The 12,511-nt window shown below is 43.4% G+C and carries 11 protein-coding genes; 10 read left to right on the forward strand and 1 reads right to left on the reverse strand.

The annotated features are described in order from the left end of the window. Positions 1-28: 28 nt before the first annotated feature. Entirely contained in the window at positions 29-1,690 is a 1,662-nt protein-coding gene (bfmS, locus tag EGS47_RS11930) for a sensor histidine kinase BfmS (protein ID WP_049176395.1), read from the forward strand. Positions 1,691-1,721: 31 nt separating this feature from the next. Here bfmS and EGS47_RS11935 read toward each other — a convergent pair whose 3' ends face one another. Next, positions 1,722-2,078, reverse strand: a complete 357-nt coding sequence (locus tag EGS47_RS11935) for a hypothetical protein (protein ID WP_004987409.1) — start codon at positions 2,076-2,078, stop codon at positions 1,722-1,724. Positions 2,079-2,761: 683 nt separating this feature from the next. Between EGS47_RS11935 and ndhC the strand changes: the two genes are divergently transcribed. From ndhC to nuoJ, 9 genes are all read left to right on the forward strand, one after another. After that, a complete protein-coding gene (gene ndhC / locus EGS47_RS11940) occupies positions 2,762-3,313 on the forward strand; it encodes an NADH-quinone oxidoreductase subunit A (RefSeq protein ID WP_004987406.1) in 552 nt (183 codons plus the stop codon). 6 nt (positions 3,314-3,319) lie between these two features. Beyond that, complete coding sequence (locus EGS47_RS11945) at positions 3,320-3,997, forward strand: NuoB/complex I 20 kDa subunit family protein (RefSeq protein WP_004987404.1); 678 nt, start codon at positions 3,320-3,322, stop codon at positions 3,995-3,997. An 87-nt stretch (positions 3,998-4,084) separates the two neighbouring features. Further along, the gene (gene nuoC / locus EGS47_RS11950) at positions 4,085-5,872 is read left to right on the forward strand and encodes an NADH-quinone oxidoreductase subunit C/D (protein ID WP_004987402.1); all 1,788 of its coding nucleotides are present in this window, start codon (positions 4,085-4,087) and stop codon (positions 5,870-5,872) included. A gap of 12 nt (positions 5,873-5,884) precedes the next feature. Beyond that, positions 5,885-6,394 carry an NADH-quinone oxidoreductase subunit NuoE gene (gene nuoE, locus EGS47_RS11955; RefSeq protein WP_004987397.1) on the forward strand — a complete coding sequence of 170 codons (510 nt, stop codon included), beginning with the start codon at positions 5,885-5,887 and terminating at the stop codon, positions 6,392-6,394. Beyond that, entirely contained in the window at positions 6,391-7,722 is a 1,332-nt protein-coding gene (gene nuoF, locus EGS47_RS11960) for an NADH-quinone oxidoreductase subunit NuoF (protein WP_005005223.1), read from the forward strand. The genes nuoE and nuoF overlap by 4 nt, the downstream gene beginning before the upstream one ends. An 11-nt stretch (positions 7,723-7,733) precedes the next feature. Then, a complete protein-coding gene (nuoG, locus tag EGS47_RS11965) occupies positions 7,734-10,415 on the forward strand; it encodes an NADH-quinone oxidoreductase subunit NuoG (RefSeq protein ID WP_119686955.1) in 2,682 nt (893 codons plus the stop codon). 3 nt (positions 10,416-10,418) lie between these two features. Further along, positions 10,419-11,435 (forward strand): NADH-quinone oxidoreductase subunit NuoH, encoded by a 1,017-nt coding sequence (gene nuoH, locus EGS47_RS11970; protein ID WP_004987391.1) that lies wholly within the window; start codon positions 10,419-10,421, stop codon positions 11,433-11,435. Between the two features lie 18 nt (positions 11,436-11,453). Next, a complete protein-coding gene (nuoI, locus tag EGS47_RS11975; protein ID WP_004987388.1) occupies positions 11,454-11,996 on the forward strand; it encodes an NADH-quinone oxidoreductase subunit NuoI in 543 nt (180 codons plus the stop codon). Beyond that, positions 11,996-12,511 (forward strand): NADH-quinone oxidoreductase subunit J, encoded by a 516-nt coding sequence (gene nuoJ / locus EGS47_RS11980; protein ID WP_171063253.1) that lies wholly within the window; start codon positions 11,996-11,998, stop codon positions 12,509-12,511. The genes nuoI and nuoJ overlap by 1 nt, the downstream gene beginning before the upstream one ends.

Below are 12,511 nucleotides of genomic sequence, written 5' to 3' on the forward strand. Positions count from 1 at the left end.
GTAAAAATCTCCCAATAAGGTTGATCGAGTGTTTAAACACAGTATCTTCTTACGCATTTATGCGGGTTTGGTGGTCTTGGTTATGTTGGTGGCTTTATTTGGCTACTTGCTGGTTCAGATCATCAATTACCAACGTGCTCAGGAATATCGTGAATCCCTGACGGATGGTATTTCTTTTGTCATCAGTGAAGGTGTTGCTCGACAGCCGGGAGAACAACAAAAACTGGACTGGATTTCAGATGCCTCTGATTTACTTGAACTGCCGATTTATTATGTGGCGTCAAATAAAATTGAGCTTTCCAGAACAGAAAAGAAACGTATTGAAGAACAAAAATCAGTTGTTCGTTATGATGCTGAAAACAGCATTGCTTACGTCATTATTGGTTTGCCCGAAGATAGTCAACATTTCCTTTATGTCAAAGTAGATAAAATTGGTGAGCGCCAAATGAAAGCGCTTCCCATCTTTATTTTGGACTACTTGATTTATTATCCAGGTCAGGAAAAAGAATACATTAATCGTATTCAAAAGCATTTTTCTTATCCAATCACCATTCAGGATGTTAAAGATATCCAGCTGGATTCTGAGCAAATTGGTCGCTTGCGTCAGGATCAAAGTGTGATGTTGTATAAAGACAGCGCTACGGTACGTGGAACCACAATCTCTATTGTTTCTCCAATGCCGAATAATCCGACTGAGGTTTTGGTTTTAGGTCCAGTGCCTATGTTTAACTGGATGCCATTTCAGTTATCGGCAGGAATTACCTTATTTAGCTTATTTTTGTTGAGTTTAGGGGTTTATGGACTGATCTTGCCGCTAGAGAGAAAAATCAGACAGGTACGATTTGCTCTAAATCGCATGAAGTCTGGCGATTTATCTTTGCGGGTGCCTATTGATGGTAGTGATGAGATGGCCAATCTGGCATCGAGCTATAACAATATGTCAGATCATATCCAGCGTTTGATTGAAGCGCAGCGCGAATTGATGCGCGCAGTTTCGCATGAGCTGCGAACGCCTGTGGCACGCGTCCGTTTCGGAATGGAAATGCTGGCTGAAGAAGATGATTACAATTATCGGATTCAGCAAATGGAAATGATTGATAAAGATATTGAGGCTTTAAATACCTTGATTGATGAAATCATGACTTATGCCAAGCTAGAGCAGGGGACACCTTCGCTAGATTTTGAGGAAATTGCTCTGATTGATGTGTTGGATCAGGTTGCGGTTGAAACTGAAGCGCTAAAAACTCAAAAAGAAATTGAGCTGATACCGCCGCCGAATTATGTGATAGCAGATGCAGAACGTCGTTATTTGCATCGTGTTGTACAAAATCTGGTGGGTAATGCAGTACGTCATTGTGATCATAAAGTTCGCTTGAGTGGTGGTATCCGCGCAGATGGAAATGCTTTTGTCTGTGTAGAGGATGATGGTTCTGGTATTCCTGAAGAAGATCGGAAACGTATCTTTGAAGCTTTTGCCCGTCTGGATGATAGTCGTACACGGGCTTCAGGTGGCTATGGTTTAGGGTTATCTATTGTGAGTCGGATTGCGTACTGGTTTGGTGGAACCATTAGTGTGGATGAAAGTCCTGATTTGGGTGGTGCGCGTTTTATTATGCTTTGGCCAGCAAAACGCTTTAATCAAAAGCTTAAACAAAAAAATCTGTCAAAACAAAAAGAAAGCACTCATTAGAGTGCTTTCTTTTTGTCTGATTTGAATCAGTTTATTCTTGTAAGGTCGCATCTGGTGCAATCAGGGCTTTGCCTGCGCGTAAACTGGTTAAAGCATCTTGATCAAAATCGATTAAGAGAAAGTTATTTTCTGCATCGATTTTATAACCACTAATAATTTTTTGATCACCATTGATGGTTTCAATACGATATTCATCCGTAATGTTAAGAATACCTTCTAGATTGGTTGTAGTTGATGCGAGATCCTGACGAAACAGATCATAAATATCACGTAAATCAAAAATTGCATTGTCTGCATCGGGATGCTTTTGCACATATTCTTGAATATGTCGAATGAGCAATTGAGCATAAAGAAAATAGTTTGGCTTATGTGTATAGTGCAGACTCATTGATTTTACTCCTTATTCTTTGTTTTTAGCATACACATTGGCTCAAGGTTGATGTGTATAAAGTTAATTAAAGCATGTAACTGAATTGCAAAGATTTATAGATCTAATTTTATATATTTTCCTCATTTAGAAATTCTGCTTGTTTAATCAGTTTTATTTCAATCCAAATTTGAATTGAAGTAAAAAATACCACTCGAGTTCAGCATGATCTACTTCTTAAAATAGCATGCTCTTTTGAACTTGAGATAGTCTTTTAGAGCTTTAATTTTCAGCAAAATCACCGTTTAATGTAGGCTGATTTTAAGCTAAGTTTGAGATTGAGAGTATTTCTTGAGAAAATAGCAAAATAATTCAAAAAAATACAGGATAAGTGATGGTTAAAGGTGTAATCATGATTTAGGACAAAATTGTCCGAAATATTGGTTAAAATGTAAGAAAATGAAAAAAATAATCATAATATGAGAATTGATTTGATAAACCGATAAATACCAGTGGATTTAGCGTTCAAGCCCTATATTTTCTAAAATTGTCCAAAAAATCATCCTAAAGACTAAGGTACTTCACCTAGCAACAGAAATTAGAAATCAGGTACAATTGGCGGGATTAATTTTATGTTTGGTGTATTTGAAGGCCAATACATACATTCTTTGTTAAATAATAGGCCTGCCAGGAGTTATCCCCGCATGAGTGCCATTACTCCATACGAATGGGCAACTATTGCCTTCGTGATCGGTGTTACATTTCTGTGCGTTTTTATGCTTACCGTTCCCTTGCTCCTAGGGGGTAAATCGTGGGGGCGCGCGAAGCAAGAGCAATTTGAATCAGGTGTTGTGAGCGCAGGTGGGGCACGTATCCGCTTGTCTGCAAAATTTTATTTGGTCGCGATTTTCTTCGTTGTTTTTGACCTTGAAGCACTTTACTTATACGCATGGGCAACCTCTGTCCGTGAAGTGGGTTGGCTTGGTTTTACGACGGTTGTAATTTTTGTTGTCGATTTATTGATTGCTTTAGTTTATGCATTTGCTGTAGGTGCATTGAACTGGGCACCAGCAGATCGTCGTAAATCAGCAGGAATTAAGGCCAAAGTGGGTTCTGCACAGATGAATATTGCTGATATTACCCGCTTCAATTCTATTGAGGAGTTGGTGATGGACCCTACAGGTCACATTCCAGCTCAATCCTCAGGTCGTATGAAGTCTATTTCAGCGACTCAAACCTCATCTGAACAGGAGTAACTCGGGATGAAATATACATTAACCCGTGCGAATCCGAGTGCTGATCAATATCCTTTGCAAGAACGCCAAATTGTCACTGATCCGCTTGAAGAAGAAGTCAATAAAAATGTCTTCATGACCCGTCTGGAAGATGTGATGCATAATGTGGTCAACTGGGGACGTAAAAACTCAGTCTGGCCATTTAACTTTGGGACTTCATGCTGTTACGTTGAGTATGCAACCACCTTAACAGGTGTGCATGATTTATCACGTTTTGGTGCCGAGGTTATTCGTGCTTCACCGCGTCAAGCTGACTTGATGATTGTTGCTGGAACCTGTTTTGTCAAAATGGCGCCCGTTATTCAACGTCTTTATGAGCAAATGCTTGAGCCAAAATGGGTCATTTCCATGGGGGCTTGTGCAAATTCAGGCGGTATGTACGACATTTATTCGGTTGTACAGGGCGTCGATAAAATTATTCCTGTTGACGTGTACGTCCCAGGTTGCCCGCCTCGTCCTGAAGCATTAATCCAAGCATTAATGCTACTCCAAGACCAAATTCAATTAGAGCGCCGTCCACTTTCTGCCGTAATCGGTGATGATCTTAAGCCAGTGTATAAGCCAAAGATGATGCCAGAACGCGATCGCAAAAATGCTGAGCGTATTGCGGTGAAAAACCTACGCTCTATGGATGAAATTAAATAATTATTCATGATGAAGTTTTGATATATCGATTGGATATGTTTCATCAGAAAAATTGACTGAATTTGTATTAAATAGGAAGCCAAGCCAATGGCTGAAACTGACATTGCTATGCCAGAATCGACTCCAGTTGATTCACGCCCAGCATTTGCAATTGTAGAGGAACTCCAAACCAAGTTTGGTGAAAACTTCTACGTGCAACCGACTTGTGAAGAGTTTCCGACTGTCTGGGTTGAGCGCGCACGCGTACAAGATGTACTGATGTTTTTGCGTAAAGTAGAACGTCCTTATGTGATGTTGTTTGATTTATCTGCGGTGGATGAGCGTTTACGTACCCACCGTGATGGTTTGCCTGCATCTGATTTCACGGTGTTCTATCACTTATTATCATTAGAACGTAATAGTGATATTCGTATCAAAGTAGCGCTGAATGAGAATGATATTAACATTCCAACAGCCACCAATATTTGGCCAAATGCCAACTGGTACGAACGTGAAGCTTACGATATGTTCGGGATCAATTTCGAAGGGCATCCGATGCTGCGTCGAATTTTGTTGCCAACTTATTGGGAAGGGCATCCACTGCGTAAAGAATATTCTGCACGTGCGACCGAATATACCCCGTATATGCAGAACAAAGCCAAGCAGGATTTTGAACAGGAACATTTGCGTTTTGTCCCAGAAGATTGGGGACTAAAACGTGGAAATGCCGATGAGGATTTCATGTTCCTGAACTTGGGTCCTAACCATCCATCTGCACATGGTGCGTTCCGTGTGGTGTTACAGTTAGATGGTGAAGAAGTCAAAGACTGTGTGCCTGATATCGGTTATCACCATCGTGGTGTGGAAAAGATGGCTGAGCGTCAAACTTGGCACTCGTTCATTCCTTATACCGACCGTGTCGACTACTTGGGTGGTTGTGCGCAAAACATGCCTTATGTCATGGGCGTTGAGCAGCTTGCGGGTATTAAAGTGCCTGAACGTGCGCAATGTATCCGTGTCATGATGTCGGAATTATTCCGTATCAATAACCACTTGTTGTATATCGGTACGGCGATTCAGGATGCGGGTGGTATGACCCCTGTCTTCTATATGTTTGCCGACCGTCAAAAAATCTATGATGCGATTGAAGCGATCACAGGTTTTCGTATGCATCCTGCGTGGTTCCGTATTGGTGGAACAGCGCATGATCTTCCAAACAACTGGCAAAAACTGATTCGCGATATTCTCGAATGGATGCCAAAACGTTTGAAGGAATATCATACCGCAGCGCTTAAAAACTCAGTATTTGAAGGTCGTACCCGTAATGTTGCTCAATATGATGCAAAATCTGCATTGGCTTGGGGGATAACAGGCACTGGTTTACGCGCCACAGGTATTGACTTTGATGTGCGTAAATATCGTCCATACAGTGGTTATGAAAATTACGATTTTGAAGTGCCGCTTGAATACGAAGGCGACGCCTATGCTCGTGTCATGGTGCATTATCGCGAAATCGAAGAATCGCTCAAAATCGTGAAACAATGTCTGGATAATATGCCATCTGGTCCGTATAAAGCAGATCATCCTCTGGCAGTTCCACCACCGAAAGATAAAACCCTGCAAGATATTGAAACCCTGATTACGCACTTCTTAAGTGTGTCATGGGGACCTGTCATGCCAGCGGGTGAAGCATCTGTGATGGCGGAAGTGGTGAAAGGCGCGTCTAACTATTATTTGACGTCTGATAAATCAACCATGAGTTATCGTACTCGTATTCGTACACCGACCTTTACCCATCTACAGCAAATTCCATCGGTGATTAACGGCAGTCTGGTTTCAGACTTGATCATTTATCTGGCAACCATTGATGTGGTTATGGCCGACGTGGATCGCTAAGGGGTACGCATTATGATGATTTTGACTGATAAAAAGCCACGTGTGAATGTTGAAGGGATTTTGACTGCGGATGAAATCCATGAAATTGAGCATCACATTGATCACTATCCGTATCCACGTGCTGCATCATTGGATGCACTGAAGTGCGTACAACGCCGTAATGGTTGGGTAGATGATGCACAGATGAATGCAATCGCGCAGTTATTAACGATTAGCGTTGCAGATTTGGAAGGTGTGGCGACATTTTATAACCGTATTTATCGCCAACCTGTGGGTCGTCACGTAATTTTATTGTGTGACTCGATTGCCTGCTTCTTGATGGGTGCTGAAACTTTGGCTGAAGCGTTCCAACGTGAGCTGGGTATTCAATATGGTCAAACCACGCAAGATGGCCGTTTTACCTTATTACCAATCTGCTGTTTAGGTAATTGTGATAAAGGCCCAACACTTATGATTGATGAAGATACCCATGGTTTGGTAGATGTATCTTCGGTCAAACAGTTATTGGAGAAGTATGTATGAATACTGAACCAAAACCGATTTATGGCGAAGGTAATCCAGAAACTCATCCGCTCACTTGGCGTTTGAGTAAACAGGAACATGTCCGTAATGCTGATGATTATGAAGCTTTAGAGGGTTACGCAGGCTTCAAAAAAGCCATTGAGTTGAAACCCGCAGAAGTTTTAGAAGTCATTAAAGCGGCAACGGTCAAAGGTCGTGGTGGGGCAGGTTTCCCAGCAGGAATTAAATGGTCGTTGATGGCACCGAATGATGGTGGCCCACGCTATCTCATCTGTAATGCCGATGAAATGGAACCGGGCACATTCAAAGACCGTTTGTTGATGGAGCGTCTTCCGCATCAATTGATTGAAGGCATGTTGATCGCTGCGTATACCCTAGAGGCAACGCAGGGTTATATCTTCATTCGCGGTGAATATATTGAAGCGGCTCAATACTTAAATGAAGCTTTGGAACAAGTTCGTGCCAAAGGTTATTTGGGTGACAATATTCTGGATACAGGCTGGAATTTTGAGCTGTTTGTACACACAGGTGCGGGGCGTTATATCTGTGGTGAAGAAACCGCATTGATTAACTCGCTGGAAGGTCGTCGTGCTAATCCACGGACTAAACCGCCATTCCCTCAAGTTGCTGGGGCATGGGGTCGTCCAACTATCGTCAATAACGTCGAAACTTATAACAACTTACCCGCGATCATGTTACGTGGCCCTGAGTGGTATATCGGTTTGTCTGCGGGTAAATCTAAAGATCCAGGTACTAAAATTTATGGTGCCTCAGGTAAAGTTAAATTCCCGGGACTTTGGGAGTTACCATTTGGTACGACTGCGCGTGAAGTGATTGAAGACTACGCGGGTGGTATGCGTGATGGACTTAAACTTAAAGCATGGTTACCGGGTGGTGCATCCACTGACTTTTTAGCAGCTGAACATATTGATCTTCCGATGGATTCTGAAAGCATCATGAAAGCAGGTTCGCGTTTGGGTACGTGCTTGTTGATGGTGGTGGATGAAACCCAATGTATGGTTTCTGCGGTACGTAACCTTGAAGAGTTCTTTGCGCGTGAATCATGTGGCTGGTGTACACCATGTCGTGATGGTTTACCTTGGGCGGTCAAAGCACTGAAAGCACTTGAAAATGGTGAAGGCAAGATGGAAGACATCGAGCATTTGTCTGAACTCACCAAAAAGTTGTGGATCGGTAAGACCTTCTGTGCCCACGCACCGGGTGCGATGGAGCCGCTTATGGGCGCACTCAAATATTTCCGTAGCGAGTTTGAAGCAAAAGTGACCAATCGTCCTGTTGCCCAAGCCAGCCACGTAGAACAAGTTTAAGGAATTCGACTATGGCTACAATTCATGTCGATGGAAAATCATATGAAGTCAATGGGTCAGAAAACCTGCTACAAGCATGTTTGTCCCTAGGCATCGACATTCCATATTTTTGTTGGCATCCATCCTTAGGTTCTGTGGGTTCATGTCGTCAATGTGCGGTGACTCAGTATGCAAATGCTGACGATACCCGTGGACGTTTAGTGATGTCATGTATGACACCCGCGGCTGACAATACGTTTATTTCAATCGAAGATAAAGAAGCGGTTGATTTTCGTGAGTCAGTGGTTGAATTTTTAATGACCAACCACCCGCACGACTGTCCAGTTTGTGAAGAAGGTGGTCACTGTCATTTACAAGATATGACCGTAATGACAGGTCATGACCGTCGTCGTTATCGTTTTACTAAACGTACGCACTATAACCAAGAGTTGGGTTCGTTTATTGCACATGAAATGAACCGTTGTATCGCGTGTTATCGTTGTGTGCGTTACTACAAAGACTACGCAGGCGGGACTGACTTTGGTGTCTATGCCAATGCTTCACGTGTGTATTTTGGTCGTCCAGAGTCTGGCACTTTGGAGTCTGAATTTTCAGGTAACCTGACAGAAGTTTGTCCAACAGGTGTATTTACCGATAAAACTCACTCTGAACGTTATAATCGTAAATGGGATATGCAGTATGCACCAAGCGTGTGTCAGGGCTGTTCTTCAGGTTGTAACATTTCTCCGGGTGAGCGTTATGGTGAATTGCGCCGTGTAGAAAACCGTTTTAACGGTGAAGTCAATCAATACTTCCTCTGCGATAAAGGTCGCTTTGGTACGGGTTATGTGAACCGTGCAGATCGTCCGCGTCAGCCACAGTTCCGTGTCGGTGAAGCAGTCAGTTCAGTTTCGGTTGATCAGGCACTGGATGAAGTCATCTTAAAACTTCAAGGTAAAAAAGTACTGGGAATCGGTTCTCCACGTGCCAGCCTTGAATCGAACTATGCATTACGTGAGCTAGTCGGACAAGACAACTACTCAACAGGTTTGTCACAAAAAGAGCAAAATCTGGTTGAGCTTGCGGCTTCAATCATGCAAACCGAGGGTGTTTACAACCCGAATATGCGTGAAGTTGAAAGCTATGATGCAGTGTTAATCTTGGGTGAAGACCTCACTCAAACTGCACCACGTATGGCATTATCTGTTCGTCAAGCAGCGAAAAATAAAGCTAAGCAAATGGCGGCAGATCGTCGTACTCCAGACTGGTTAGCAGAACCTGTACAACGTATTGGTCAGGATGAGAAATCTCCGATTTATATTTTGGCAGCGACTCAAACTCGGTTAGCGGATGTAGCAACAGGTGAAGTAATTGCATCACCAAACGACATCGCGCGTCTTGGTTTTGCAATTGCGGCAGCCGTGAAAGGTGAAACCCTGAATGGTTTAGATGATGATGCCAAAGCCTTTGCTCAAAGCATTGCTGACAGCTTAAAAGCTGCGAAAAAACCTTTGGTGATTTCGGGTACTAGCTTACAAGATCCTGCGATTATGGAAGCGGCTGCGCAAGTCGCACAAAATCTAGGCAATGCTGGTCTTACACTGACTGTGCCTGAAGTGAACTCAATGGGTCTGGCATTGTTTGGTGGTCAAAGCTTAGAACAAGCCTTTGCACAAGATTATGACACTGTCGTGATCGTGGAAAATGACTTATTCCGTCGTTTACCTGCACCTCAAGTCAAAGCTGCTCTTGCCAAAGCGCAAAGCGTAATTGTGTTGGATCACAGTGAAACTGAAACTGTGAAACAGGCCGATATCGTGCTTTCAGCGGCAAGTTTTGCTGAGGGTGATGGTACGGTCGTGAGTCAGGAAGGTCGTGCGCAACGTTTCTACCAAGTCTATGATCCAAGCTACTACAAGCCAGAGTATGCCATTAAAGAATCTTGGCGCTGGTTACATGCCATCGAAACAGGACTCAACGGTAAAGCGATTAACTGGACACTATTGGATGACGTGATTGAGTCTGTGGTGAAAAATGTTCCTGTGCTTGAAGCGATTCAGGACGTTGCACCAGATGCAGGCTACCGTGTTCATGGTTTAAAAATTGCGCGTGAACCACGTCGTTATTCAGGTCGTACCGCACTTCGTGCGCCAATTTCTGTACATGAACCAAAACAACCTGTGGATGTCGATTCGGCTTTAACTTTCTCGATGGAAGGTTATGTGGGGCCACAAAAAGCATCGTCATTGGTTCCATTTGCATGGGCGCCGGGTTGGAACTCACCACAATCTTGGAATAAATACCAAGATGAAGTCGGTGGTCACTTAAAAGGTGGCGACTCAGGTATTCGTTTATTTGATCGTTTACCCAAACGTCCTGCACGTAGCTTTGTTGCACCAGCAGCGATTACGGTGAATCCTGAAAGTTTCCGTCTGGTTCCAATGCATCACATTTTTGCATCGGGTGAATTTACCATTAAGACACCTGCCATGCAGTCTCGTATTCCTGAAGCCACTTTTGCTTTGGGTGAACAAGATGCAACTCGTTTGAATCTCAAAGATGGTGAACGTATTTCATTACAAGCGGGTGAAACCACAGTGAGCTTACCTGTTCAGGTGATTGAATATTTACCAACGGGTTATATCGGTTATCCAATTGGTTTGGCACCGACGGTGTCTTTGGCCGAACCTGTATCAGTCGCGGTAGGAGTGTAATTCATGCAACAAGAAATTATGCGTCAAACACCGCTTTGGGCTGAGAACTGGCCAATTGCTTATGCTGTGGTTCAAGCGATTGTGATTATGCTGGTAGTGGTTGTGATTGCAGCTTTAATGTCATTTATTGAACGTCGTCTTTTGGCACTCTGGCAAGACCGTTATGGTCCTAATCGTGTAGGGCCAGGCGGTATGTTTCAGATCGTGGCAGATATGCTGAAGATCATGTTCAAGGAAGACTGGACACCAAAGTTTGCCGATAAATTGACCTTTCGTATGGCACCAGCAGTGGCAATGGCAACTGCGGTACTGTCATTTATGGTGATTCCAATCAGTCCGACGCTTGGCGTTGCGGACATGAGTATTGGTCTATTGTTCTTTATGGCAATGGCGGGTATTGCAGTTTATGCCGTGCTGTTTGGTGGTTGGTCATCAAACAACAAATACTCGTTACTGGGTGGTTTACGTTCTGCGGCTCAAACCATTTCTTATGAAGTGTTTTTGGGTATTTCCCTGATGGGCGTTGTTGCCATCGCAGGTTCATTTAACCTGCGTGAAATTGTGGAAGCGCAACGCGATGTTTGGTTTATCATTCCGCAGTTTATTGGCTTTATGGTATTTGTGATCGCGGGTGTTGCGGTCACGCATCGTCATCCATTTGACCAACCAGAAGCTGAACAAGAATTGGCTGAAGGTTATCACGTTGAATATGGTGGTATGAAGTGGGGCATGTTCTTCGTTGCAGAATATGTGAATATCGTACTGATTTCTGCCTTGATCGTGACCTTATTCTTTGGTGGTTGGCTTGCGCCATTTAACCTTGAAATTCCGTTTGTTCCGCCTGTGTTCTGGTTCATTATTAAAACAGCGTTTTTTATGATGATGTTTATTTTGGCTCGTGGTTCTTTAATGCGTCCGCGTTATGACCAAGTCATGAACTTTGGTTGGAAAATTTGTTTGCCGCTGGCGTTAGTCAACTTACTCGTGACTGGTGCTGTGATTCTGATGAATCAGGCCTAAGACAGCAGGGAGTACAAAATGTATAAAGTTCTAGCTGGAGTTGGGTCAATCGTTCGTACCTTGTGGATGGTCTTTACCCACATTACGCGTAAACGAGACACAATTCTTTATCCTGAAGTCCCAGCAGAGGAAATTGTACCGCCTCGCTATCGTGGCCGTATTATTCTGACTCGTGATCCAGATGGTGAAGAGCGCTGCGTGGCATGTAACTTGTGTGCAGTTGCTTGCCCAGTCGGCTGTATTTCACTGCAAAAAGCAGAAAAAGAAGACGGACGCTGGTATCCAGAGTTTTTCCGTATCAACTTCTCTCGTTGCATTTTCTGTGGTATGTGTGAAGAAGCATGTCCGACCACTGCGATTCAGCTTACTCCAGACTTTGAGTTGGGCGAATATGTGCGTCAGGATCTGGTTTATGAAAAAGAAAACCTGTTGATTTCTGGTCCAGGTAAATATCCTGATTACAATTTCTACCGTGTTGCGGGTATGGCAATTGACGGTAAAGGTAAAGGTCAAGCGCAAAAAGAAAGTGCACCTATCGATGTACGGAGTTTATTACCATGATGTGGCCATTTTATTTGATGGCTCTCGTGGCCATTGTCTCTACGATTCGTGTGGTGACCAATGCGAATCCTGTACATGCTTTACTCAGTCTGATTGTTTCATTACTTGCGGTAGCGGGTATCTTCATGATCGTGGGTGCGCCATTTGCTGGTGCACTTGAAGTGATTGTTTATGCTGGTGCAATTATGGTTCTGTTCGTGTTTGTGGTGATGATGCTGAATTTAGGTCAGCATACTGTGGAACAAGAACGTAAGTGGTTGAGCTCTGAAACATGGGCAGTTCCAGCACTGATGAGCTTTCTGCTCGGTTTGACTTTGGTCTGGATGTTATCAAGTGATTACACGGTACCGGGACAAGTCATGGGTCGTGAAGTGATCGGTCCAAAAGCAGTCGGTCAAGCTTTGTTTACTCATTATTTATTATTGGTTGAAGTTGCCGCGATGTTATTGCTTGCAGCATTAGTTGCAGCATTCCACTTAGGTAAACGTGAACCAAGTGCAGAAGGGGAACTATAA

This window comes from Acinetobacter sp. FDAARGOS_515, from assembly GCF_003938865.1.
In the GTDB taxonomy this organism is placed as follows: Bacteria; Pseudomonadota; Gammaproteobacteria; order Pseudomonadales; family Moraxellaceae; genus Acinetobacter; species Acinetobacter ursingii.

Excerpts from the sequence above, each read along its gene's own strand:
- ndhC (WP_004987406.1), top strand. The coding sequence starts at position 2,762 with ATGAGTGCCATTACTCCATACGAATGGGCAACTATTGCCTTCGTGATC.
- nuoE (WP_004987397.1), top strand. The coding sequence starts at position 5,885 with ATGATGATTTTGACTGATAAAAAGCCACGTGTGAATGTTGAAGGGATT.
- EGS47_RS11935 (WP_004987409.1), bottom strand. The coding sequence starts at position 2,078 with ATGAGTCTGCACTATACACATAAGCCAAACTATTTTCTTTATGCTCAA.
- nuoC (WP_004987402.1), top strand. The coding sequence starts at position 4,085 with ATGGCTGAAACTGACATTGCTATGCCAGAATCGACTCCAGTTGATTCA.
- nuoJ (WP_171063253.1), top strand. The coding sequence starts at position 11,996 with ATGTGGCCATTTTATTTGATGGCTCTCGTGGCCATTGTCTCTACGATT.
- EGS47_RS11945 (WP_004987404.1), top strand. The coding sequence starts at position 3,320 with ATGAAATATACATTAACCCGTGCGAATCCGAGTGCTGATCAATATCCT.
- nuoI (WP_004987388.1), top strand. The coding sequence starts at position 11,454 with ATGTATAAAGTTCTAGCTGGAGTTGGGTCAATCGTTCGTACCTTGTGG.
- nuoF (WP_005005223.1), top strand. The coding sequence starts at position 6,391 with ATGAATACTGAACCAAAACCGATTTATGGCGAAGGTAATCCAGAAACT.
- nuoG (WP_119686955.1), top strand. The coding sequence starts at position 7,734 with ATGGCTACAATTCATGTCGATGGAAAATCATATGAAGTCAATGGGTCA.
- nuoH (WP_004987391.1), top strand. The coding sequence starts at position 10,419 with ATGCAACAAGAAATTATGCGTCAAACACCGCTTTGGGCTGAGAACTGG.